We start from the raw sequence: 25,171 nt of genomic DNA, 5'->3' as shown, positions 1-25,171 counted from the left end.
CCTCCTCGATCCGCATCGCCCGGATCGCCGCCCGCGTTTCGCCCAGCGCCTCGTCATGCAGGTCGCGCAAGTCCCGCACTACTTCCACAAGGATCAGCCGGGTCTGCGCCGCAAACGCCTCGATGGCTGCTTCCATCAGCGCGCGGTCCCGCTCGACCACATGCCGCTGCGCCGGGTCCACCGCCACCGCGTCCAGCGCTGCAAGATCAGGATGCAATGACACCAAGGCGTTGTGGGTGGATACCAACCCCTCCAGCCCCGCCCGCTGATCCACGTCGAACGCAGGCCGGTTAGTCATATCCCCCGGCCTGCGCCCCCCGTCCGCCGCCAGCGCCAGCCGCAGGTCATTGCCAACCTTCCAGACGATTGCCGGGCTGATCTCCTCCAGCGCTGCCCCTAGCCCCGCGCCATACCGCCCCAGCTTCTGGCTGACATAGGCAAACGGCTGGTTGTGCCCACTGCCGAACAACCCGGCCACCTGCCCCGCATCCTCCACCAGAAACGCATGCAACTGCCGCTGCTGCGCGGTGGCAAGGCCCGGAGACGAGGCCGGATCGTAATCAACCAGCCCACTCGGCCCAACCCGATAGCGCAACCCGCGGTGCGTTTGCTCCGGCAATTCGGGCGGGATCGGCGGCACCCAGGTTTCCAGATACTCAAACAACACCCGCGCCCGCTCTGACGGGTCCTCGATCCGCGAAATCTCGGCCACCCGCGCATCTTCCCGCGTCGCGGCGCACCCCCCGAACCTCAGCCCCCGGAACTCCTGTGGGTTGGTGTCCGGACCAGGGCCGCTCACAAGCTTCTTGATCCCGACAAGCTTCTTGAGATCAGCCATCCCGACGGCAGTCTGGCTGAGATCAAGCCTCTCGATTCTCGTCAGCCCGGTGATCGCTGAAAGGTCGCTCACGCCCGTGCTGACCAAATCGAGGCCCCTAAGCCCTCTCAGCCCGGAGATTGCGGTAATGTCTCTGATTCCCTTGCCAGAAAGGGACAGCCACGCCAGTTCGGTCAGGCCAGAAATTGCGGATAGATCACTCGCACTTGTAGCTGACAGAGTGAGTTTGGTTAGCCCTGCTAGCCCGGAAAGCACCGATAGGTCACTCACACTAGTGCGGGAAAAATCAAGTCGTTCCAGCTTGGTCAGCCCGGAGATCGCCGAGAGATCGCTCACGCGCGTATGAGAGAGATCAAGCGACGTCAATTCTATCAGACCGGAGAGGGCGGAAAGATCCGTCACGCGAGTGTTTCCAAGCTCAAGCCAGCGTAGCCCTATTAGCCGTGCAATCGGTCCAAGCTCGATTACTCCTGTGTTCTCAAGAAGAAGTCTCGACAGCCCAGTTAGGTCTGAAATCGGGTCAAGGTCCGAAATTCTGGCACCCAGAAAGTAGAGACCCTTCAGTGCTTTTAGTCCCGCTATCTCCTTGGGAATCGACTTCAGTCCCTCAAGACTTAGGTCCAGATCCTCCGCCCCGTCCCGCTTCGCCACCGCAATCCGCCGCCTCGCCTCCTCGAACGCCTCTTCCGCCTTTCCAATGCCGCCTCCCATGCCGCCTCCCTTGCGGCCGTCCCGGTCCGCTTGTCGAGCATGACCTGCGCCAAGCCCTGCCGCAACCCCCGCCAAAAATTACCAAATCGTTAACAGCACACCCCTAACCCATTGAAATCCTGTACACCCACCCCTTGTCCACGCGTGGACAGGCCCCCGAACGGCCCCCCTGTAACCTCCCCGCCGCCCATGCTACCGAAGCCCCCACGATGACCCTCTCCAAGAACCCCACCCGCGGCATTTTCCTGATGATCGCCGCCGTCGCCGCCTTTGCCGCGCAGGACGGGTTCTCCCGGCACCTCGCGGGGCAATACAACACCCTGATGATCGTGATGATCCGCTACTGGGCCTTCGCCGCCTTCGTGATCGTCCTCGCCCTGCGCCGCCCCGAAGGCCCCCGTGCCGCGATCCGCTCGAACCGCCTTGGCGCGCATCTGATCCGCTCCACCCTCCTCGTCACCGAGGTCTGCCTGATCGTCTGGGGCTATACCCTGATCGGCCTGATCGAAAGCCATGCGGTGTTTGCGATCTGCCCGCTGCTGATCGTCGCCCTCTCCGGCCCGATCCTGGGGGAGCGGATCTCATGGCAACGCTGGGCCGCCGTTGCTACGGGCCTCGCGGGCGTTCTCATCATCCTGCGCCCGGGCTCTGGCCTGTTTTCGTGGCCCGCCCTGCTGCCCTTCGCCGCCGCGCTGATGTTCGCGCTGTATTCCGTCCTCACCCGCCTCACCACGCGGGACGAACCCACCTTCCCCGCCTTCTTCTGGCCCGGCGTGATCGGCGCGGTGCTGATGACCGGCCTTGGCCTGCCGAACCTTGAACCCGTCGCCCCGCAAGACATGATCTTTCTTGCCTTCTACTGCGTGCTCTCGATCTTCTCGCACTGGCTGCTGTTGAAATGCTACGAGGCGACAGAGGCCGCCCGCGTTCAGCCCTATGCCTACCTGCAGATCGTCTTCGTCACCCTGATCGGCCTGACCATCTATGGCGAAACCCTGGCCCCACTGGTCGCGCTCGGCACCGCCGTCATCGTCGCCGCCGGCCTGTACGCCCTGTCGCTGGAGCGCCGATGACCACCCCCCAAAGCGCGCCGCAGAACACCCGCCTCGGCATCTGGCTGATGATCGCCACCACCTTCGTCTTTGCCGCGCAAGACGGCATCTCGCGCCACCTCGCTGCCGAATACAACGTGCTGATGATCGTGATGATCCGCTTTTGGTTCTTCGCGGCCTTCGTCATCGCCATCACCGCCCGCGCCCCCGGTGACCTCGGCGCCGCCACCCGGTCTGCCACCCCGTGGCTGCAGGCCGCGCGCGGCGTGATCCTGGTGGCCGAGATCTGCGTCATGGTCATAGGCTTCGTCCACCTCGGCCTGATCGAGGCGCATGCGGTCTTCACCTGCTACCCGCTGCTGGTCGCAGCCCTCTCCGGCCCGATCCTTGGTGAACGTGTCGGCTGGCGGCGCTGGACGGCCATCGTCGTCGGCCTTGTCGGCGTGCTGATCATCCTGCAACCGGGCTTTGCGGTGTTCTCGCCCTGGGCGCTGGTGCCCTTGCTCGCCGCCGTGCTGTTCGCGCTTTATAGCCTGCTCACCCGCTATGTCTCACGCAGGGACAGCACCGCTGTCAGCTTCTTCTGGACGGGCACAGTTGGCGCGCTGGCGATGACCTTGGTCGGCATCTGGTCGTGGGAGGCGATGACCGCCCCGGACTGGGGCTGGATGGCCGCGCTGTGTGGTATGGCGGTTCTTGGCCATTGGCTGTCGATCAAGTCCTACGCCGTCGCCGAAGCATCCGCCGTGCAGCCCTTCGCTTATCTGCAACTGGTGTTTGCATCGGTGATCGGCCTTACGGTGTTTGGCGAGGCATTGCGCATCAACGTCGCCATCGGTGCAGGGCTGGTGGTGGCTGCCGGGGTCTTCACGTTGTGGCGCCAACGGGTCCGCGAACAGGCGGCCCTGCCGGTCTGATCAAACGGCCGTGCAGGCGCTTGCGGATCTGCAGCAATGATCAACAGGCCAGCTTGCGCTGCGCCAAATCAGGGCAATGCCGGCCGCTCCCCGTGCAAAACTAGCAGCATCGCCATGTGCTTGGCTTGCATAAGACCAGCACAAACTTCGCAAATATGTGAATACATGGCCAGATATTGACGTTACGTTACCCAAGCAAAAAAACACTGATGGTGGGTGACGCATTGATCGAAGTGCTCAGCGATATCTGGTCTTCAATTTGGGGTCGGTTCCGCACCAGCCGCTTGATGATGTGGTTCATGCGGGTGTTCATGATCATCATCATCACCACCAATTCGCTGTTCAACCGCGTCCGGATGAGTCACGAGAACGGCCTCGTTGTGCGCGGGCGGGTGGTGCTGCTGGACAACCCCGCGGTTCCCGCCAACGACTTCTTCGTCGGCGGGCGCGAATATCCCTGCCGTCTGCGCCACGCTGCGGTCAGCTTTCTGGACGACGCTTCGCTGGTCGTGCGGTCTGCCTCTTTGAAGTTTGCCGACGCGCCGATCAACAGCCCGCTTGATCTTTTGATGAACACTGGTGTGGCTGGGCCGTTTTGGAACATGGATACGTTCTGGCAATTCACCCGCGCCAAGATGCGGGGCGGGCGGGCCGAATTGATTGAATATTTCATGCGCAATCCGCGCTGCTATTGGAACGTGCGCTCCGCCGTGCGCCGCGACCCCAACAGTTTTGCAAATCAGCATTTCCACAGCCAGACCCCTCTGCAGTTTTTCGCCACAGACGGGCGCGAACGCTATGCCAAGTTCCGCCTTGTCCCGAAGGTCGATGCTTTGCCGCAAGACGGTGTGCCAACCGAGGCTGATCTTGGCGACGCATGGTTTCAAGAACCGCTGCCGAACGAGGCGTTGTCGAAGAACTACCTCAAGGATGAATATCGCGCCCGCCTGACGCGCGGTCCGGTGCACTATGTCTTGCAGCTACAGCTGCTTGAATGGTCCTCGGTTTGTGACCGCGACTATGAGCTGAGTGCGCTTTTCCCTTGGGACGAAGCGCTGCAGCCCTGGCAGCCTGTCGCCGAAGTCACCATCACCGACGCGCTAGGCTATCATGAGGGCAACCTGTGCCTGTTTTCGCTGTGCAACCTGCCCAAGACGCTGAAGACGATTCCGCCGCGCGGATACACCGATGGCCCGTCGATCGACTACCTGCGTCTGGGCGGCATGTGGCCGCGCAAAGCCCGCCTTTGGGCGTACAGCATCTTTGGCCAGAACAAACCCATCCCTGACGAACGCACCGACACCGCCGACGAATATGCCGATCACACCACTGCCGCCATCACCTCCGATGATGTCTACATGCGTCCGTCCTTGCCGCAATCAGACCCGCTGGCCCGCCAGATGGTGCGCGCCCAGTTGCTGGAGGCGCAGCGCGGGATGTACCAATTCATCCACGGCTTTTTCCGCACCGAAGCGCGCGCGGATCGCCCTTGGCGGCCCTTGGCCTGGTACCGGCAGGTCTTCAAGATCTACGAATCCGACCCGAAGGCGCGCAAAACCGTTGAACTGCCATTGCCGCCCTTTGTGAAGTCATTGCCACCGCAGGAAAACTACACGCCCTATATCTTGGGCCGGATGTACAAGATCATCGGCTCTTCGGTGGTGTCCATTGTGCTTGGCTTTGTGCAGAAATGGCTTCTCGCCTGGCGCGGGCTGGATGCCTACAAGCTGCTGATCCTCGGCAATTTTCACAAACCCCTGTCGATGGCGCGATGGCGCGATGACGTCGAATTCGCCCGCCAGAGGCTGGATGGGATCAACCCGGGCATCATAACCCGGTTTGACAAGATCCCGGCGCATTTCCCGGTCACCGATGCCCTGGTCGAGGGTCTTCTGGACGAAGAGGAAACTCTCGCCACCGCCATTGCGGCAAAGCGGCTTTATGTCTGCGATTACGGTATTCTCGAAGGCATTTCCGTCAAGCCGGGCAAGCATTTGTGCTGCCCGATCGTCCTGATGTATGTCGGCGCGGATCAGCAGCTGCGCCCCATCGCCATTCAGCTTTACCAGACCGCCGAACAGGGACCGATCTTTACCCCGCTTGATCCGCCGGGCACCTGGCTCGCGGTCAAGACTTTTGCCCAATCGGCAGACGCGCAGGTTCATGAGGTGATCGAGCATCTGCTACACGGTCATCTGATCATCGAAGTGTTCGACGTTGCCGTGAACCGGACGCTGTCTCGGGCGCACCCGGTTCACCAGTTGCTGGCGCCGCATCTGGAATTCACCATGGCGGTAAACAAAAGCGCGCGCACGGTCATGCTTGCCCCCGGCGGGCCGATTGATCTGACCATGGCAATCGGCGCGAAAGGCGCGTTTGAATTGCTGGCGCGTGGCTGGTGGGACCACTGGGATTTCGCCCGCCACAACATTCCCGCCGATATTGCCGCGCGCGGGGTTGGCGACGTGGCCGCTTTGCCGGGTTATCATTGGCGCGACGACGCGTTGCAGTTGTGGAAGGTGATGGGCCGCTATGTCACCAACATGGTGCACCACTTCTACCAAAGCGACGCCGACGTGCTGGCCGATACCGAGTTGCAGGCCTTCCACCACGAGATGCGCAGCAATACCGGCGGCGCTGTGCGCGGGTTACCCGGCGGCGACGCTGGTTTCATCGATCGCACTGTCCTGATCGAGTTGCTGACCCGGCTGATCTATGCGGCTTCGGCAGGTCATGCGGCGGGCAACAACGGCCAATATGACTATTACGGCTTTATCCCCAACACGCCGGGCGCCATGTACCGCGCGCCGCCGAAAGCGAAATCCGAGATATGGCGCGACGCCGATCTGGCAAAGGCGATGCCAGATTTCGAAACCGCGTCCATCCAGATCATCATGGTGCGGCTGTTGTCTCGCGGCACCGAAATGCCCCTTGGCCAGTTCCCGCACAGCTTCTTTGCCGCCTCTGACGAGGTCTTGCCGATCATCACCGATTTTCGGCAGGATCTGCATCGTTTGTCAGCCCAGATTGAGGCGCGAAATGCCAGCCTTGCCGTGCCATACACGTATTTGAACCCAAAACAGGTGGCATGTTCGATCACCGCCTGAAGGCAGCCAAAGCGCAAAGAACCGATGCCCAAAGCCAGTAACCCGTCATCAACCCCGGCACCGGCGTTCGTGCCGTTGCGCGCCCAGATGCAGGGCCAATTGCCAGCGGCAGTCCTTGCGCGCCTTGCGGCGGACTGGGCGCATGGCTTGGCGGCATTGCACGCGGAAGGCCGCCTTCACCTCGCACTGCGCCCAGAGGTTTTGTGGGTAAGCCGTGATCTCAGCCAAGGCCAGCTCGGTGATCCCGTGGCCGGGGGCGAGGTTCCGGCCCACGCCTATCACGCGCCGGAACAAAGCGGACGCCTGGCCCACCCCACCGATCACCGTGCCGATCTTTACGCGCTTGGGGTGATCTTGTTCGAACTGGCCACCGGCAAGCAGCCCTTTGCCGCGTCGGGCGCCGCGGCAAGCCTGCATCTGCATCTGACGCATGTACCACCCCCCGCCCACAGCCTCGCACCCGATCTGCCAAAGCCGTTGTCAGACCTGATCGCGCGCCTGCTGGCCAAAGACCCCGAGGCCAGACCCCAATCTGCGGCCGAGGTTCAGACCGCGCTTTCTGGCGATGTGATCAAGCCAAAGCTGCACTTGCCAGAGGTGGTTTACGGCCAGGACGAGGTGTTCGCTGCCCTGCTCGCCCAGGTGGCCGCCGGTGTTTCGGGCACCGTGCCCCGCATTGTGCGGGTGACCGGGCCTTCGGGTGCAGGCAAATCAACCCTTGTCGTCCAATTGGCCAAATCTCTGCCGCCGCAGACCCGGCTGATCCAGGGCAAGTTCGATCAACTGGACCGGACACGACCCTATTCGGCGTTCCTGCCAGCTTTCGACATGGCTTTGCGCCAAATTCTGGCAGGCGATCAGCAGTCGGTTGAGGTGTGGCGCAACCGCTTTCTCGACGCGCTCAGCCCGAATGCGCAGGTCCTTCTCGACATCATGCCGCGCTATCAGGCGCTGATCGGGCCGCAACCCCCGGTTCCCGCCCTCGGCCTGAAAGAGGCGCAGATCCGCTTTTCATTGGTGTTCCGCCGTTTTCTCGGTGCGCTTGCCCGTGCGGACGCCCCGTTGGTGTTGTTTGTTGACGATGTGCAATGGGCCGATGCCGCGTCCATTGGCCTGATGCGGCTGATGCTAATGGATGCCGGCCTTCGGGATATCGTGCTGCTGGCCGTCTACCGCGACAGCGAGGTGGGCGCAGATCACCCGCTGCAACTGATGCTGCAAGAGGTCGAAGGGCTGCCGCCCGCGCTGACCGTCCGCCCCCTCAAGAATGACGAAGTGGTGGCCCTCGTTGCCACTTCACTTGGCACCGGGCTTGCCGACGTTGCCCCACTGGCCGCGATCATTGCGCGCAAAACCGCAGGCAACCCCTACTTCATCCGCCAGTTCCTGCTGGCGCTGGTGCGTTCGGGCCGGATCTTCCATGACGACCAGACCGGCATTTGGCGCTGGGATGCCGACGATGCGCAAGCTGAGGTGTTTACCGAAAACGTCGTTGATCTGGTGGCCGAACGCATTCTCGCGCTGCCAATTGCGGTGCAAAACCTGCTGCAGATTGGCGCCTGCATCGGGACGCAGTTTGAAACCGGCCTGTTGGTGCAATTCACCGGCCAACCGGCTGAAAGCATCACCATCGCGTTGTCCGATGCGCTGGATTCCGATGCGCTTGGCGTGGCCGAACGTGGGCCGACAGGCGACGTCACGCGCTATCAGTTCTTGCATGACCGTGTGCAACAGGCGGCCAACGCCATGCTTGACGAAGGCGCGCGCAGCCGTATCCATGCCCGACTGGGCAGTCTGCTGCTTGCGCAACACGAGGGGGACGACGCGCATCTCATCCAGACCACTGATCACCTGATCGCGGGGATCAGTGATCTGGACGCCGGCCCGCTGGCGCGGCTGCGCGATCTGTCGCTCAGTTCCGCCGCGCGCAGCATGGCGTCCAACGCCTATCAGGCGGCGCAACGATACTTCCGCGCTGCGGCTCATACGGTGGCGGGCGATGTGTGGCTGGCAGACCCCGATCTGGCGTTCTTGGTCGATATGGAATGCGCCAAGATTGCGTATCTGCTGGGTCAAATTCCCGAAGCCGAAGCGATGGCCGCGGTGCTGCTGACCCGAAATCTCAGCATTCTTGACCGGGTCGCGGTGCTGGAACTGATGATCCTGCTGCACAATTCGGAACTGCGCTATCTGCAGGCGATCAGCGTAGGCGCGCAGGCGCTGACCCTGCTTGACGCCACGATGCCGATGCAACCCAGCGCGCTACGGTTTCTTGCCTCCTTCGCGCTGACCAAATTCGTCGGCCGCAATCTGAGCGATGCGAAAATCCTCGCCCTTCCCCGCCTGACCGATCCGCGCAGACTTGCGATCATGCGGGTCCTGGTGCTGCTCAGCCCGCCCGCCTACTTCACGTCGCAGACGCTGTTGCCGCTGATCGCCGTGCGCTCGACGCGCATGTCGATGATCCACGGCAACTCGCCCAACACACCCTTCAGCTTGTCGATCTACGGCATGCTGCACGCCTTTGTTCTGGGCCAGCCAAAGCGCGCCGTTGACCTGGCAGAACTTTCGACCCAACTGATCCCGCTTCTTGATGCGCAAAGCATCACCGCGCGGGTGTTGTTCAACCATGCAGGCTTCATCAAGCACTGGGCCGCGCCGTTGATTGACTGCCTTGGCATCTTTTCCGATGCAATCAAGGCGGCACTGGCGGCGGGCGAAGTCGAAACCCACGGCTATTGCCGCTATGGCCACGGCTCTTATGCGCTGATGGCGGGTCTGCCACTGGACCGGGTCATTGGCTATCTTGAAGACCATTTGGCTGCCGTCACTGCCGTGCGCCACGAAAAGACCCGCCGCATCATGACAATGGCGCTTTGCAGTCTGCACCGGATGCGGGGGCAGGTCTTTTCCCAACCCTTTGACGAGATCGAAAGCACCGCCCTTTGGGCTCAGGGTCAGGATGCCACGTCGCTCGCCTATTATCACAAATACAAGATGCTCGAAGCGCTGATGCAAGGTGACTACCCCGAGGTGCACCGCCAAGCCCTTGGCATGAAGGCAAATGATCATGGCACCGCATCGATGGCATATCAGCCATTTTACAAATTCTATCTGGCAATTGCCCTGCTCCATACATCGGGCGCAAAACCGGTGCCGACGCGCGCGCTGTTTCGGGCCAAGGCGGCCGTTCTGCGCCGCCACTTGCGTGGGCTTGCCCGTCTGGTGCCGCAAACCCACGCCCACCGCGCCGTGCTGATCGAGGCGGAAGAAGAAGCCGTCGCGGGCAAGACCGCAACGGCCATGGCACTGTTTGACCAAGGCGTCGCGATGGCCCGGCAGTCCGGGGCACTCCATGATGTGGCCTTCGGGCTGGAGCGGGCTGGTCTTTTCTACCTGCACCACGGCGCACGCGATCAGGCCCGCGATACGCTGCAAAAAGCGATGGCCGCCTACCGTGAATGGGGCGGCGATGAATGGGCAAGGCTGCTGGCCCGGCGCCACCCGGACCTGGCGCTCGATCCCGGTCAGCGGGCCATCGGGCAACCGCTGCCCGGCACGCTTGACGGCGACACCTTGTTGCAGGCCGCCGCTGTCATCACCGAAACCACCAGCGTCGCTGAAATTGCGGTTGAAATCCTGCGCTGCATTGTTGAAAACGCCGGCGCGACGCGCGGTGTGTTGCTGCTGGCCCAAGCTGGCACCTTGCGTCTGGCAGCGGAGGTGGGTCCTGCAGGCAACGGGTCCGGCTATCCAGCCTCACTGACCAATCTCGCGTTTCGCAGCGGCGAAAGCATAGTGTTGGCCGATGCCCGCGCCCAGATCAGCACCGAGGCAGCCTTTGCCACCGATCGCTATCTTGCATCCGTTCTGCCCCAGTCGGTGCTCTGCACCCCGCTGATTGCGCGCGGGGTGGTGATCGGGGTGGTGTATCTGGAAAACCCGCATCTGCGCGGTGCGTTCACCCCAGATCGCGCCAGTCTGGTCGAGGTCTTGGGTGCGCAGGCCGCGATCTCCCTTGAGAATGGCCGCCTGCTTGAACAACTGCAGGGCGCGCTGGAACGACAGGCGGATTTGACTTCGGCTCATGCGCGGTTTGTGCCGCACAGCTTTCTTGAAATGCTGGGCCGCTCCTCGATCCTCGATGTGCGCCTTGGTGATTACGTGCGCGGCACCTCGTCAATTCTGTTTGCCGACATCCGCGGCTTCACCCCACTGATTGAAGCGATGCCACCTGATCAGGTGATGGATTTTGTGAACGGCTTTCTGGCCCGGATGGAACCCCCGGTGCGCGAAGGCAACGGCTTTATCGACAGCATTGTCGGCGATGCGGTGATGGCGGTGTTTGAACGCGGCGCCGAGGCGGGGGTGATCGCCGGCATCGCCATGCTGCGGGCTTTGCAAGACTGGCAGGCACGCGAAGGTCTGTCCGTCCAGATCGGCATCGGCGTGGCAACGGGTGATCTGATCTTTGGCACCATCGGTGCTGCCGGCCGGCTGCAATGCGGCGTATTGGGCGACACCGTCAATCTGGCGTCCCGGGTCGAAACCCTGACCAAACACTACGGCCTTGGCTTTTTGATCACCGACACCACCCATGATGCCCTGCCCGACCCCGCCCGCTTTTGCCTCCGTGAGGTTGACCGCGTCGCCGTGGCAGGGCGCGCCACCCCGGTTTCGCTTTACGAAGTGTTTGACGCCGACCCCGAACCCCTGCGCATTCAGAAGACGCTTGGCGCAGCCGACATCGCCATCGGCCTGTCGCACTACAGATCCGGGGATATTGCCTTGGCAACCGCCGCCTTTGGCCGTGCCGCGACCCTTGCCCCCGATGATCCGCTGACAAAACGACTTGCGGCGCGCTGCGCCAGAACTGACCGCTTGCAACAAGACGGAAACTGGACCGGAATCGAAAGAATGGTAGAAAAATAAGCGCCACGCACAAATCTGCATATTGCTTGCGATCACCCCTCGTGCGTAGCGTCAGGGCAATGAAGATTTAACAGGGGGAAAACCCTGTTCCGAGGGGATAATCTTGTCAGCAGCACTGATGCCGCCACTGAGCGCGCGGCCTGCTTCAGACCCGCATCTGGAAACAGGTCCATTGAAGTCTTCGCTGGTGGGCCTGATTCTTGGTGTCGATGTCATCGGCCATTGCCTGGCACTGGCGACCATCTGCTTCAGCGGGGCCATGGTCGCGGGACTTGGGCTGGCCACTGCGCTGTTCATTCTGGCCTCGATGCTGTGCACCTTGGTGCTGTTTCGTTTCGGCGGTTTCCGCATTGGGCTGGCCGTCGCTCAGGATACCACCATTTCGATCCTGGCCCCCGCAGTCGCGCTGGCCGCGAGTATGGTCACCGGGCCTGCCGAGGCCAAGGTCGCGACCGCCCTTGCCACCATCGGGGTTTCGGCAGTCGCTTCTGGCGCAGTGTTCTGGCTGATCGGGCGCTTGGGCCTGGGCAGCATGGTACGCATGTTCCCCTATCCTGTTGCGGCGGGGTTTCTCGCCAGTTCCGGCTTTTTGCTGGTGTTTGCAGCCTTCACCGTCCTGACCGGGCAATCCCACTTCGCCACAATCGGAACAGCGGCCCTTGACCCGACCATCGAGCTGCGGCTGTTTCCGGCCATGGTGATGGCCGTCGCCATGATCATCGCGATGCGCATATGGTCTGGCGCCAGCCCGGTTCTGATTATCATCCTGCTGGCGATCATCAGCTACTATGCCACCACCGCGATCATCGGAATTGATCATGCAGAGGCGGTCGCATTGGGCATGCTGCCCGCAGTCGGGGAAACCGCAACTGGCCAGGTCGGCTTTGCCATGCTGGGGATGATTGTTTGGCTGGCAGTCGCGCATGTGGCACCGACCATCGCAGCGGTGGTGTTACTCAATCTGATTGGGATGTTGCTCAACACCTCGGGGGTAGAGCTTGCGACCCGCGCCGACATTGATGAAAACAGGGAGCTGCGCGTCACCGGGCTTGCGAACATCTTCATCGGCGGGTTTGGCGGGCTTACCAGCTTTGTCCAGGGCGGGGGTTCGGTGATCGCGGCCAAGCTGTTGGTCAACCCGCGCGCCCTGCTGATTGGTCATACCGCCATACTGCTATGCGCGGTCTTTGTGGCTCCGCTGATCGTGGCCGTGGTGCCAAGCTTCATTCCCGGCGCGATGCTGATGTTCATCGGCTTGTCGATGCTGGATGAATGGCTCCTCGGCACCCGAAAACGCCTGACACTGGTCGATTGGCTGATTGTCGTCGCGATCGTTCTGGCCACGGCCACCCTCGGCATCCTGCCTGCAATCGGCATCGGGCTGTTGCTCGCCCTCATCGGCTTTGCCTTCGCCGCGATCCGCCTGCCGATTTTGCGCTCAGCGACCAACGTCGCCAAACGCCGTTCGGTACGCGACCGCAGCGTGCTGGACAGCGAAGAGTTGCAGCGCGAAGGCCACCGCGTGCCAATCCTTCATCTGCAAGGGCCGCTGTTCTTCGGATCGGTCGAACAGCTGATCTCGAACCTGCGCAAGATCGCCAGCTCGGACGAACAGATCCAAGCCGTCATCATCGACTTTGCCGAGGTTCACAGCTTTGACTCGTCGGCCTGCGCTGCCTTGGACAAGCTGCTGCAAATACTGTCGGCCAACCAGATCACCGCGCATGTAACGGGCATCTCGACCGGCCTGCTCGAGTTGTTTCAGCGCTGGGGCCTGCACCTTGCTCCCGGCGGCGGCGCCAGCAACGGCCCCAACTTTCAACACTGGCTCACCCTCGATGCGGCGATTGAACACTGCGAAACCCTGCTGTTGGTTGAAAGTGGCACCGCAAATCGCCTCGATGATATCGCGCGCACGCTGTTTGATCTCGGTCGCCAACACCCCCGCACCGCCGAGTTGATTGCCCATATGCAGCACCGAAACCTGATCCCGGGTGAAGTCCTGATCCACGCAAACGAAGTGTCCTTGGATGTGTATTTTCTGGTGTCGGGCCGCCTGGCTGTCCACTTGCCTGAAACCGCGAGCAAAAGCATCCGCGTGCGCTCGATGGCGCCAGGCGCGATTGTTGGCGAGATTGCCTGTCTGACCGGCCACCCGCGCAACGCCAACGTGATCTGTGAAGAAACCGCTGATGTGCTGTGCCTCGCGTCCGCCACCATTCGCCAGATAGAGGCTGATGACCGTGATCTGGCCGCGCTGATGATGTCGATCTTCGGACGCTCTCTGGCAGTCAAGCTGGCGCAAACAAACAGCCTGTTGACCTATATCCAGACCGGCAACGCAACCGATCAGGGACTGACACTCTAACATCAGCACCTATGGCCCGACTGCTGGAGACACCCGCCCGCCAACAGCCACACGCCAAAGCAAGGGCTCGCCGAGTGATCGCCGTCAACCGTGCCAATCTCGACGACACCCCCAGCGCAGGCGCTTGCCCGCATCACACGGCGCTGGCACTGACCTTGCGCAACGCTGCCTTCGATCAGCAACTAAGTCTGCCCCAGCAAACCAAAGGCCCCGAGGTCTCCCCCGGGGCCCAATGCCGTCATCATGGCAAGGCAAAGTCACCCCCCGCCCGGTTCCGACGTCCTTACTTTGCGGCGAAACCGGTGACTTTCTTCTGCGTTGCCGACAGTTTTGGATCGGGCACCAGACCATAGGCCTCCAGCGGGCCACCAGCCCCTGCCATCTCGCTTGACACGAAGTAGGTCACGAACTCGGCCAGACCGGGGATCACGCCGATGTGCTGCATCTTCACGTACAGAAACAGCGGACGCGAAATCTTGTATTCGCCCGAGGCAACCGTTTCGCGCGACGGCGTCACGCCCTTGAACGTGGCCACACGCAGCTTGTCGCGGTTGTTCTCGTAGAACGCCAGTCCGAACACCCCAACGCCGTTGCTGTCCGAAGCCAGACGCGCCAGCGTCTCGCTGTAGTCGCCGTCAATCTCGACCACACGGCCATCGGTGCGCATCGCGATGCAGGCGGCCTTGGTCTTGTCCTTGTCGCCACCAGCGCGGCGCGACATCACCTTGTCAGCCTTGAAGGTCTTGCAGCCCGCTTCGATCACGTTCACGTCGAACACTTCGCGTGTGCCATGCTTGCTGCCCGGAATGAACGCCAGGATTTCCTGCGCCGGCAGCGACGGGTCAACGTCCGACCACTTGGAATAGGGGTTCGGGACAATCTTGCCGTCGATCACCACTTCGGCGGCCACAGCGTTGTACCACTGCGACGGGGTGAACTTGAACGCCGGGCCATTGATCGCCGAAGCGAACACGATCCCGTCATAGCCGATCCGCACTTCGCCCACGTCCGTCACACCATTGGACTTGCAGCGCGCCAGCTCCGACGCCTTGATCGGGCGCGAGGCGGTGGCGATATCGGCGGTGTTTTCGCCGACGCCATCGCAGAACGTCTTGATGCCGACGCCTGTGCCGCCACCGCTGACGACGGGCGAGGGAAAGTTGAAATTCTCACCGAAGGATTCTGCCACGATGATGGCATAGGGCAGGACGGTGGACGAACCGGTCACCTGCACCTGATCGCGGGCAACCGCGCCAGAGGTAAAGGCCGCAAAGCCCGCAGCCGCAACCGCGGCGACACGAAGGAAAGACATTGGCATCTCCATGATGACAAGGGGCGCATTGGCCCCGTGAGGGATGGTCTCGGAGGGCAATTCCCCCCGAGCCGGTCAGGTTTCAGATTTTCGCTGTCGCCTCAGAACGACATCGTCGCCCCAACGTTGATCAGCGCATCACTGCCGTTGTCCTTCTTGGCGTAACCTGCCGACAGGGCGAGGCCGGTGCCAAGATCATGCAGGATGCCAATGCCGTTGGTCTCGACGTCGGCAAAGTCCTTCTTGTGGAACGCGGTCACCGTGTTCAGACCAAAGATGTACGTCCCGTAGACGACATACTGGTCGGCATCGTCATCCCGCATGCCGTATGCGGCCTTCACCTCGAACTGACCGTTGCCGTAGGACCCGCTCAGAACCGTCTGGGTGTTGGTGCCGTTGTCTTCGTAGCCGCCTGCGACCTTCCAGAACTCGGTTGTGTAAGATACGCCAATGGCTGCATCGTCCTTGCCCGACGCGGTGCCAGGGTCACCCATCGACAGGTTCACCGACAGCGGACCCTTGGCATAGGTGTACAACACGTCGATCCCTTTGCTGGTATCGCCGCCCGTCAGGAAGGCAAATTCCTGCAGTTTGCCGGTTTCGTCATAGCCAATGGCCACAAACTGCGTGACCGCAGCCTGCGCTGCGCCCTCGGCATCGCCCATCGTCAGTTTGCCAAGCTTCGGTGTATCAAGAAACACGGTGCCACTTGTGCCTTTGCTGGCCGCCGAAGCGTCAGCCACACGGAATTGCGCACCGAACTTAAGCCCGCTGTCAGCCTCGCTCGACAGCGTAAAGCGCACGCGCGCCCGGCTGGAGAACGCAAAGGTCTTGCCGCCGTCGGTTGACGTCACGCCCATGCGTGCATCGCCCGACAATGCGACGTCTGCCTGCGCAGCGCCGGCAGCGGCTGCAATCACGGCAGAGATGATTAAAAGCTTCTTCATGTATCCCCCTGGAAGATCAGTGTGTTCACCCGGCGGGATTTAGCCGAGGCCGCACTGGCCCGAAACGGGGTGCCGCAGAAGTTCCCAAGACGGCTGAAACTGATGCAGGCAAGCCACATTTATGTATCTAATTCAATGCATTGTATACATATTGTAACATTGTTATAGGATAAATGTGTGATCTTTGAAACCGGAATATTTCGGCCAAATTCCGCACTTCCCCCAAGTCAGGGATTTGTCCGGGCACTGCAGAATCACTCGGCCAGAAATCCGCCGATTCTGCTATACCAAGGCCAGCTTTCAGTGCCTTTGGCCACGCCCGGAAGGCCGCTTCCGGCTGGCTAACCGCACTTCGAATGCCCGCACGACCCGCAGGTCAGGCACCCCTCCACCATCAGCAGATCATAGCTCCCACAGGCCGGGCAGGCCTTCCCGCGCGGAGCCTCTCCGACCCGCAACACCTCGGCCTTCGGGTCGGACTTCAGCCCCAGCCCTTCCCCGGCAATAAAGCCGATATCGACAAGATGCCGCTCGATCACCCCGCCGATGGCCGCAAGGATCGACGGGATGTATTTCCCCTCCATCCACGCGCCGCCACGCGGGTCGAACACCGCTTTCAGCTCCTCCACGACAAACGAGATATCCCCACCCCGCCGGAACACCGCACTGATCATCCGGGTCAGCGCCACGGTCCAGGCGAAATGCTCCATGTTCTTGGAATTGATGAACACCTCGAACGGGCGGCGATGCCCCGCTGTCACGATATCGTTGATCGTGATGTACAGCGCATGCTCCGACCCGGGCCACTTGACCTTGTAGGTCTGCCCCTCCAGCGCGCCTGGCCGGTCCAATGGCGCCGACAGATACACCACTTCCCCGCCCTGCGACGTCTGCGGCGCCTCGGCCGGAACCTTGTCCGATGTCTCTGACACCGTCAGCACCGACCCCGTCACCTCATTCGGCCGATACGTGGTGCAGCCCTTGCAGCCCTGATCCCAGGCGGCCATGTAGACTTGCTTGAAATCATCGAAGCTGATGTCCACCGGACAGTTGATCGTCTTCGATATCGACGAATCCACCCATTTCTGCGCCGCCGCCTGCATCCGCACATGGTCCAGCGGCGGCAGGGTCTGGGCGTTCACGAAATGCTCGGGCAACGGCGCATCGCCGAACTTCTCCCGCCACAGCCGCACCGCGTAATCGACCACTTCCTCCTCGGTCCGCGACCCGTCCTTTTGCAGCACCTTCCGCGTATAGGCATAGGCAAACACCGGCTCGATCCCCGAGCTTACATTCCCCGCATAAAGCGAAATCGTCCCCGTCGGCGCCACCGAGGTCAAAAGCGCATTCCTGATGCCATGCGCCTGGACCGCCTCGCGCACATCCTCGTCCATGTGCTGCATGTTGCCGCTGGCCAGAAACCCCTCCGCCTCGAACAGCGGAAACGCACCCTTCTCCTTCGCCAGATCCACACTCGCAAGGTACGCCTCGCGCGCAATCGCGTGCATCCAGTCTTCCGTCGCGGCCACCGCCTCGTCGGACCCATAGCGCAGCCCGCACATCAACAGCGCATCGGCCAGCCCCGTGACCCCCAGCCCGATCCGCCGCTTTGCCTGCGCCTCTGCGGCCTGCTCCGGCAGCGGAAAGCGGCTGGTGTCCACCACGTTGTCCATCATCCGCACGGCGGTGCGCACCAGTGCCGCAAGCGACGTCCTGCAGACATGCGCGCGCTCCTCGAACGGATACCAGACCAGCTTGGCCAGATTGATCGACCCCAGAAGGCACGCTCCGTAAGGTGGCAATGGCTGCTCGCCGCAAGGATTGGTCGCCGCAATCGTCTCCACATAGTTCAGGTTGTTCGCCGCATTGATCCGGTCGATGAAGATCACCCCCGGCTCGGCGAAATCGAAGGTCGACCGCATGATCCTGTTCCACAGATCGCGCGCCTGCACCGTCCGGTAAACGCGTCCGTCAAACACCAGATCCCACGGCCCATCAGCCTTCACCGCCGCCATGAACGCATCGGTCACCAGCACGGAAAGATTGAACATCCTCAACCGCGCCGGGTCCTTCTTCGCCTCGATGAACGCCTCGATATCGGGATGGTCGCAGCGCAGCACCGCCATCATCGCCCCACGGCGCGATCCCGCAGACATGATCGTGCGGCACATCGCATCCCACACATCCATGAACGACAGCGGCCCGCTCGCATCCGCCGCCACCCCCTTCACCTCCGCGCCCCGCGGCCGGATGGTGCTGAAATCATAGCCGATCCCGCCGCCCTGCTGCATGGTCAGCGCGGCCTCTTTCAGCCCATCGAAGATGCCGCCCATGCTGTCGGGAATGGTCCCCATGACAAAGCAGTTGAACAGCGTGACACTCCGCCCCGTCCCGGCCCCCGCCGTAATCCGCCCGGCGGGCAGGAACTTGAACCCCTCCAGCGCCGCATAGAACTCCGCCTCCCACTTGGCGGGGTCTGCCTCCACCTCGGCCAGCGCCCGCGCGATCCGCCGCCAGGTATCCTCGACCGACCCGTCAATCGGTGTGCCATCGGCCGCCTTGAAGCGATACTTCATGTCCCAGATGGCTTCGGCAATGGGCGCAGAGAATCGCGACATGGGGGCGAGGTCCTTGAACTTGTGGATAAGTCGGGCGAACCCACAAGATACGCGCATGCCCCCCTCTGGTCAACTTGCACTCACCAGCGATGAAGCTATGTTTCGCGCATGGTATTTATCAACATCCTCAAGCTCAGCGTCGGCTCCGACAGCGTGGAAGACCACGAGGGCTGGCAGATCAGCCAACGCCACCGCTGGCCGCCCGGTCGCGCCATCCACGTCACCCGGATGTTTCCCAAGCGTGAGGCCGAAATTCTCGATGGCGGATCGCTCTACTGGGTGATCAAGGGCATCATCCAATGCCGCCAGCGCATCCTTGGCCTTGAACAGGTGACCGAAAGCGATGGCATCACCCGCTGCGCCATCATCCTCGATGCCGCGATCGTCCGCACCGAAGCCGCCGCCCGCCGCCCGTTCCAGGGCTGGCGCTATCTCGACCCCGGCGAAAGCCCCCGCGATCTGGTCAAGGGCCGGGAACGGGAAGAAGCCCTGCCACCCGCCTTGGCCCAGGCCCTTGCCGAAATCGGGCTGCGCTAGGCAAACCGCAGAACCGCACCACAGCCGCGAGACTACCCCTAAAATTTGACTAAAATTGGCTTCCTCTTCGCCAAATATCCCAAGGGGGAAGCCGGCTTGGCCTCTGCCAAGGCGGCGCGGGGGGGTGAAACCCCCGCGCCCGGTTCCAACACGCAGACCGAATTCAGATCATGGTGCTCAATAACCGTTCGGATTTCCCGGCTGGATCGTTCCGCTGCCGCCGTCAACGCCGTCCTGCACCCAGGTTATCGCTGTGCCCTTGATCCGTGCATTCCAGCAGTCAACTTCGCTCTCGCCTTCATAGATAAAGCACATGGTATCACCCTTGACCGACCACTCGCCGCTGTAATCGGCGGCCTTGATGCTGCCGTCCTTGGCATAGAACTCGATATACGCCCCCGAAGCGCTCATGCCTCCCTGCACCGTGTTTCCACTGATCGCAGCAATGATCTCGGCACCGGTGGCCATCGTATCAGCCAGCACCGGAAGCGCCGCCGTCACAAATACTGCAGCAAGAACAAGACGAGTCATCATCAGCCATCTCCATTTTTTGACTATCCTCCAGACATAGGAGCCCAGCAAGAAAATCAACCACTCTTTCCATTCCCACCGCGCCGCGCGATGACTGCCACATGCTTCCGCGTCCATTGATCCTCGCCGCTCCGGTCATTTTTCTGATCCTCTGGTCGGCAGGCTTTGCCATCGCCAAACTGGGGCTGGAACATGCCCAACCGCTGACCCTGCTCGCCCTGCGCTACAGTTGTGTGCTGGTCCTGCTCATTCCTCTGGCGCTGATCCTGCGACCGCCGATGCCGAAAACACCCCGCGCCTGGGCCGATGTTGCGATCACCGGCTTTCTCATCCAGGTGGTCTATTTCGGCCTGTGCTATGTGGCCTTCAAATCCGGCGTCTCGGCGGGCGGGGTGGCGATCATCGTCTGTCTGCAACCCATTCTTGTGGCGCTGGCCGCCCCTGCCCTTGTTGGCGAACGGGTCTCGGCCAAGGGCTGGGTCGGCCTTGCCCTTGGCCTTGCGGGCGCGGCGCTGGTGGTCTTCGGGCGCTCCACCATTGCCGCCGAGAATGCGTTCGGCATCGTCTGCACTGTGCTGGCCCTTCTCGGCATCAGCGCTGGCACCTTATGGGAAAAACGTTTCGGCGTGACGCATCATCCGGTCACCTCGAACCTGATCCAATACGCCGTTGGCGCCGCATTCACCCTGCCCGTGGCTTGGGCAACCGAAGACATGTCCGTCGCGTGGAACGCTGAATTTGTCGCCGTCCTCGCCTACCTCGTGATCGGCAATTCGCTGCTGGCGATGACGCTCCTGTTGGCAATGATCCGCGCCGGGGCGGTGGCGCGGGTCTCGGCGCTGTTCTACCTCGTCCCCGCGCTCTCGGCCCTGTTCGCCTGGCCGCTTTTGGGCGAGGCGATGCCGCCCTTGGGCTGGGCCGGTCTGGCCCTCGCAGGCCTCGGCGTGGCCATGGTCAGCCGCGCCAAAGCTTAACACTTGATGAATCTTGATTTCTAAGTCATTGATTTTGCTGTAGGTGAAACCTTGTCCACGCGTGGACAACCCCCTACAGCCCCAGCCGCCCCAGCAACGGCCCCAGATCAACCCGCGCCGCTCTGGCCCGAAACAGCACCGCCTCGGACCGCAGGATCACCCCATCCGACAAGACCTTCAGATGGTTCGCCCGCAGCGTCTCCCCCGATGAGGTGATGTCCGCGATCGCCTCGGCGGTCAGGTTCTTCACGGTCCCCTCCGTCGCCCCCAGACTGTCGACCAGCTGATAATCGGCCACCCCGTTTTCCGTCAGGAACTCCCGCACCAGCCGGTGATATTTGGTGGCGATCCTCAGCCGGAACCCATGCGCCGCCCGAAACGCCGCCGCCGCATCCAGATCATCCAGCGTGTCCACGTCCACCCAGACCGCAGGCACCGCGAGGATCAGATCCGCCTGTCCGAACCCAAGCCGCGCCACCTCAGCCACCACCCCGGTCCAGTCCGCCAGCTCCTCGCGCACAAGGTCCGTCCCGGTGACCCCCAGATCGATCCGCCCCGCCTCCAGTTCGCGCGGCACCTCGGATGCGGCCAGCAGAACCAGCTCCACCCCCTCCATCCCCTCGACCGCGCCAGAATACTCCCGCTCCGCCCCACTGCGCCGCATGGCCAGCCCGCGCGCGCCGAACCACGCGAAGGTCTGCTCCATCAGCCGCCCCTTCGAAGGCACCCCGATCTTGATCATGCCAGAGCCGTTCATACGTGCCCCCTCAGCCGCGCCACCAGCCCCGGCCGGATAACCCCGCCCACCGCCGGGATCGACTCGCCCTGCCCCAGCACCGCCGTCAGGGCATCATAGCGCCCGCCACTGGCAATCGGGGGCAAGGCCGGATCAGCGGCATGGAAACTGAAGACAAAGCCATCGTAGTATTCAAGGCTGGTGCGCCCATGGCTCGCCTCAAACGGCAGCACGCTGACATCCACCCCGCGCGCCGACAGCGCATCCAGCCGCCCGGCAAACCGTTCCACTGCCGGGGCAATGGCAGGCAGCATCGGCGCGATCCCCCGCAGATGCGCCAGTGCTGCCACAGCTGGCGCTTCCAGCGTCAGCAGATCGTACAGCAGCGCCGCCTCCAGGGCCGAGATCGGCTTGGCCTCCGCATCCGCCAGCAACGCCCCGGCGCGCGCTGCAATTTCGTCGCCCGAGCGCAGGCCGACAAAACTGCCAGCCTCTGCAATCAACGCGTCGGGGCTGCCCTTGGCCAGCCGTTCCAGCAAACGCGCCCGGGCAACAGGCACCGGCGCCCGACCGGCGAACCGGTCCAGCAGCGCGCGGAACCGTTTCGGTCGCCAGATGTGGCGCAGAAGTGCCGCCCGGCGGCGCGGCGTGGTGTCAAGGCCGCGCACGGCGGCCATCAGAATGCCGATATCCCCGGTCGCGGGGCGCAGGTTCAGATCGGCAAGCATGCCTTGAAACAGGGCGAACACTTCTGCATCCGCAGCCTCTGGTGCGGACCGGTCGAACACCTCGAACCCGACCTGCAGGTATTCCGACGCGCGCGTTGAGACCCGATCCTGCTTGCGGAACACCTCGCCCAGATAGCAGTACCGCGCCGGATCGGCGCCGTGGGACATATGCGCCTGCACCACCGGCACGGTAAAATCCGGGCGCAACATCATCTCGCCGCGCAGCGGGTCATGCGTGGTGTAGGCCCGCGCGCGGATGTCCTCGCCGTAAAGGTCCAGCAGCGTTTCGGCGGGCAGAAGGACATCTGCTTCAACCGGCACCGCGCCAGCCGCGACGAAGGCAGCGTGCAACCGCTCAGCTTCGGCCCGGATGGCGGCTTTGGGGGTCATTGCCCCAGCATCTTTCGAACTGCTGCCACCAGATCGGCACGCGGCACCTCCATCTGCGCGGGGCGATCTTTCCATTCCTCCAGCGTGGCGCTTTCGGCGATCTTGGCACCGAGGATCAGGTCCTTCAGGATCACCGTCCCCGCAGCCGCCTCGTTGCCGCCCTGGATGACCGCGACGGGTGAGCCGCGTTTGTCGGCATATTTCAACTGGTTGCCGAAGTTCTTCGGGTTACCCAGATAAACCTCCGCCCGGATGCCCGCCTGCCGCAGGTCACCAACCATCGCCATGTAATCCGCCATCCGGTCGCGATCCATCACTGTCACCACGACCGGCCCCGCCGTATCGCCCGTGCTGCGCCCCTTGGCCCGCAACGCCGCGAGCAAACGGTCCACCCCGATGGAAACCCCCGTCGCCGGCACATCCTGCCCGGTGAAACGCTTCACTAGGCCGTCATACCGCCCGCCACCGGCCACCGAGCCAAAATTGCGCGGACGGCCCTTTTCGTCGGTGATCTGGAAGGTCAGTTCCGCCTCATAGACCGGGCCGGTATAGTAGCCGAGGCCACGGACAACGCCCGGGTCGATGACGATGCGGTCAGGGCCATAGCCTTGGGCAGCGAGGAGGGCGGAAATTGCTTGCAACTCTTCCACACCTTCTTGTCCAATTGCGGACGGGCCAACAATGTTCCGCAGCCTTGTTAGGGTTTCGCGATTTGCAAGACTCGCAGCTTCTTCCGACCCGTCGAGAAGAGAGCTTGGATCAAAGCCAAACATATGAGCATCGCGAGCAGCCTCAAACGATCCGGGACCGGGCTTTCCCGCGGCGGACGAATGAACGTAGTCAACAGCATAAGCGCGGGCGGAAACAAAGTTTAGGACTGTATCGGTTTGGCGTTCACCCAACCTTGCCCCCTTCGTGAAATCCCCGCTCTCGTCCTTACGCCCCTCGCCCAGCAGCGCCCGCACCCCCTCAGGCCCAAGACGGTCGATCTTGTCGATAGCGCGGAGCACAATCCCCCGCTCGGTCTCCTTGTCGTCACCGGCAAGGCCCGCGACCTCCATCACGCCGTTCAGGACCTTGCGGTTGTTGACCTTCACCACATAGTCGCCGCGCTTGATCCCCACGGCTTCCAGCGCATCGGCGAGCATCGCGCAAATCTCGGCGTCCGCCGCGACCGACCCTGATCCTACCGTATCCGCATCGCACTGGTAGAACTGCCGGAACCGCCCCGGTCCCGGCTTTTCGTTGCGCCAGACCGGGCCCATCGCGTAGCGGCGGTAGGGGGACGGCAGGTCGTTGCGATATTGCGCGGCCACGCGGGCGAGGGGCGCGGTCAGGTCATAGCGCAGGGCCAGCCAATCGGCGTCCCCACCTTCCGCTCCGGCTTCCTGCCAGGCGAACACACCTTCGTTCGGGCGGTCCACGTCGGGCAGGAACTTGCCCAGCGCCTCAACCGTCTCCACCGCCGAGGTTTCCAGCGGGTCAAAGCCATAGCGGTGATACACCTCGGCAATCGCGTCCAGCATGGCCTTTCGCTCGGTCACCTCGGCGCCGAAATAGTCACGAAAGCCTTTCGGCGTCTCGGCTTGCGGGCGGCGGGCGGGTTTATCCTTGGCCATGGCGATGCCTTTCGAAACAGTCGGGCCTGCCTTAGCGGATGGGGGGGGCCGCGACAAGCGCCGCATCGGCCCCCGTTGTATCAACCGGGCGGCGGCTTGCCGTGCCGGGCGATGAAGGTAGGAAAGCTTTCCGGGGTCACGCCCAAACCGGCCACCCCGGCCGCGCCATCGCGCATCGCTTCGGGATGATCAGCCAGATGGGCGCAAAGCCCGGCAATCCGGACACCGGCCGCTTCAGGTGCGCCACCAGCAGTGCCGCCATTTGTGACCCCGCGAGTGCTTTGGCACCGCTCAGACGGATCGACTTGCCGACCACATCTGCCGAGGCGATAGTGCCGGCCATCCGCAGCGTCCGGTCCAGGATATGATTTCGTGGCAGGGTAAAGACGACGGCAAAGGCACCCTCGAAGGCACACCCCAGCCCGTCGCCTGATACAATGTAGGCGCGGTGGGCATCCTGCGTGGTGCTACTGGTGCCGGCAACCGTCCATCCGACGGCGGAAACCGCGCAGGCGATGGCAGTTTGCCGAGCGTCGGCAAGGCCGGCAAGAGCGACGCGAGGGATGAACTAGGCCGCTCATTTGCATCGGTCCCGTCGATATGGCACCGTGAACGCAATGCCGTAAGTGCGCAGTTTTTTAGAGGTTGGATCGAAATGGATACTGTGATGGGTCTAACCCCCGGGGCATGCCCGGTGGAACGAACCTTGCAGGTGATCGGTGGGTGCTGGAAGCTATTGATCCTGTACCATCTGCGCGGCGGGTCAAGGCGGCTGAACGAATTGCGCAGGATGATGCCGGCCATCTCACAGCGCATGCTGACCCAGCATCTGCGCGAACTGGAAGCTGACGGCA

Annotated in this window: 17 protein-coding genes and 1 pseudogene; 8 read left to right on the top strand and 10 right to left on the bottom strand. The window is 62.7% G+C overall.

Features of this window, described 5'->3' with window-relative positions; genetic code table 11:
* Together RMO18_RS09945 and RMO18_RS21115 are read right to left on the bottom strand one after the other, a co-directional pair.
* The coding region (locus RMO18_RS09945) for a hypothetical protein (protein ID WP_309665619.1) at nucleotides 1-910 on the bottom strand (910 nt) is incomplete at its 3' end.
* Nucleotides 911-1,165: 255 nt separating this feature from the next.
* Nucleotides 1,166-1,549: pseudogene (locus RMO18_RS21115) on the bottom strand (leucine-rich repeat domain-containing protein); the annotation flags it as partial.
* Between the two features lie 209 nt (nucleotides 1,550-1,758).
* Here RMO18_RS21115 and RMO18_RS09940 point away from each other — a divergent pair.
* The 5 genes from RMO18_RS09940 to RMO18_RS09920 all read left to right on the top strand — a co-directional run bounded on the left by RMO18_RS09940 (nucleotide 1,759) and on the right by RMO18_RS09920 (nucleotide 13,925).
* Nucleotides 1,759-2,622, top strand: a complete 864-nt coding sequence (locus tag RMO18_RS09940) for a DMT family transporter (RefSeq protein ID WP_309665617.1) — start codon at nucleotides 1,759-1,761, stop codon at nucleotides 2,620-2,622.
* On the top strand, nucleotides 2,619-3,518 hold the full coding sequence (locus RMO18_RS09935; protein ID WP_309665615.1) for a DMT family transporter: 900 nt from the start codon (nucleotides 2,619-2,621) through the stop codon (nucleotides 3,516-3,518). Before RMO18_RS09940 ends, RMO18_RS09935 begins: the two co-directional genes overlap by 4 nt.
* Before the next feature lie 209 nt (nucleotides 3,519-3,727).
* Nucleotides 3,728-6,625: a lipoxygenase family protein gene (locus RMO18_RS09930; RefSeq protein WP_309665614.1), complete on the top strand. Its 2,898-nt coding sequence runs from the start codon at nucleotides 3,728-3,730 to the stop codon at nucleotides 6,623-6,625.
* Between the two features lie 24 nt (nucleotides 6,626-6,649).
* Nucleotides 6,650-11,557 (top strand): AAA family ATPase, encoded by a 4,908-nt coding sequence (locus tag RMO18_RS09925; protein WP_309665613.1) that lies wholly within the window; start codon nucleotides 6,650-6,652, stop codon nucleotides 11,555-11,557.
* A gap of 118 nt (nucleotides 11,558-11,675) precedes the next feature.
* A complete protein-coding gene (locus RMO18_RS09920; RefSeq protein WP_309665611.1) occupies nucleotides 11,676-13,925 on the top strand; it encodes a cyclic nucleotide-binding domain-containing protein in 2,250 nt (749 codons plus the stop codon).
* Nucleotides 13,926-14,208: 283 nt separating this feature from the next.
* On the opposite strand, the gene RMO18_RS09915 is transcribed toward RMO18_RS09920, so the two are convergent.
* The 3 genes from RMO18_RS09915 to RMO18_RS09905 form a co-directional block, all read right to left on the bottom strand.
* Nucleotides 14,209-15,237 carry a substrate-binding domain-containing protein gene (locus RMO18_RS09915; protein ID WP_309665609.1) on the bottom strand — a complete coding sequence of 343 codons (1,029 nt, stop codon included), beginning with the start codon at nucleotides 15,235-15,237 and terminating at the stop codon, nucleotides 14,209-14,211.
* A 101-nt stretch (nucleotides 15,238-15,338) separates the two neighbouring features.
* Entirely contained in the window at nucleotides 15,339-16,184 is an 846-nt protein-coding gene (locus RMO18_RS09910) for a porin (RefSeq protein WP_309665608.1), read from the bottom strand.
* A gap of 341 nt (nucleotides 16,185-16,525) precedes the next feature.
* Nucleotides 16,526-18,802 carry an adenosylcobalamin-dependent ribonucleoside-diphosphate reductase gene (locus RMO18_RS09905; RefSeq protein ID WP_309665606.1) on the bottom strand — a complete coding sequence of 759 codons (2,277 nt, stop codon included), beginning with the start codon at nucleotides 18,800-18,802 and terminating at the stop codon, nucleotides 16,526-16,528.
* Nucleotides 18,803-18,910: 108 nt separating this feature from the next.
* Between RMO18_RS09905 and RMO18_RS09900 the strand changes: the two genes are divergently transcribed.
* Nucleotides 18,911-19,339, top strand: coding sequence for a DUF1489 domain-containing protein (locus RMO18_RS09900; RefSeq protein WP_309665604.1), 429 nt, complete (start codon nucleotides 18,911-18,913; stop codon nucleotides 19,337-19,339).
* Between the two features lie 177 nt (nucleotides 19,340-19,516).
* Here RMO18_RS09900 and RMO18_RS09895 read toward each other — a convergent pair whose 3' ends face one another.
* Nucleotides 19,517-19,987 carry a hypothetical protein gene (locus RMO18_RS09895; protein ID WP_309665603.1) on the bottom strand — a complete coding sequence of 157 codons (471 nt, stop codon included), beginning with the start codon at nucleotides 19,985-19,987 and terminating at the stop codon, nucleotides 19,517-19,519.
* Between RMO18_RS09895 and RMO18_RS09890 the strand changes: the two genes are divergently transcribed.
* Nucleotides 19,972-20,844: a DMT family transporter gene (locus RMO18_RS09890; protein WP_309665601.1), complete on the top strand. Its 873-nt coding sequence runs from the start codon at nucleotides 19,972-19,974 to the stop codon at nucleotides 20,842-20,844. The genes RMO18_RS09895 and RMO18_RS09890 overlap by 16 nt on opposite strands.
* Nucleotides 20,845-20,917: 73 nt before the next feature.
* Here the strand turns inward: RMO18_RS09890 and hisG are convergent, their stop codons facing one another.
* From hisG to RMO18_RS09870, 4 genes are all read right to left on the bottom strand, one after another.
* Entirely contained in the window at nucleotides 20,918-21,601 is a 684-nt protein-coding gene (gene hisG / locus RMO18_RS09885; protein WP_309665599.1) for an ATP phosphoribosyltransferase, read from the bottom strand.
* Entirely contained in the window at nucleotides 21,598-22,698 is a 1,101-nt protein-coding gene (locus RMO18_RS09880; RefSeq protein WP_309665597.1) for an ATP phosphoribosyltransferase regulatory subunit, read from the bottom strand. Before RMO18_RS09880 ends, hisG begins: the two co-directional genes overlap by 4 nt.
* The gene (gene hisS / locus RMO18_RS09875; protein ID WP_309665596.1) at nucleotides 22,695-24,317 is read right to left on the bottom strand and encodes a histidine--tRNA ligase; all 1,623 of its coding nucleotides are present in this window, start codon (nucleotides 24,315-24,317) and stop codon (nucleotides 22,695-22,697) included. Before hisS ends, RMO18_RS09880 begins: the two co-directional genes overlap by 4 nt.
* A 136-nt stretch (nucleotides 24,318-24,453) precedes the next feature.
* Nucleotides 24,454-24,660, bottom strand: coding sequence for a hypothetical protein (locus tag RMO18_RS09870; protein ID WP_309665594.1), 207 nt, complete (start codon nucleotides 24,658-24,660; stop codon nucleotides 24,454-24,456).
* 312 nt (nucleotides 24,661-24,972) lie between these two features.
* Here RMO18_RS09870 and RMO18_RS09865 point away from each other — a divergent pair.
* Nucleotides 24,973-25,171, top strand: a 199-nt coding sequence (locus RMO18_RS09865) for a helix-turn-helix domain-containing protein (protein ID WP_309665621.1), incomplete at its 3' end; no start/stop codon positions are given.

This window comes from Tabrizicola sp. (genome assembly GCF_031377265.1).
GTDB lineage: Bacteria > Pseudomonadota > Alphaproteobacteria > Rhodobacterales > Rhodobacteraceae > JAUYQR01.
Note: the sequence above shows the minus strand (reverse complement) of the source record. Positions and strands in the feature narration are given on the sequence as shown.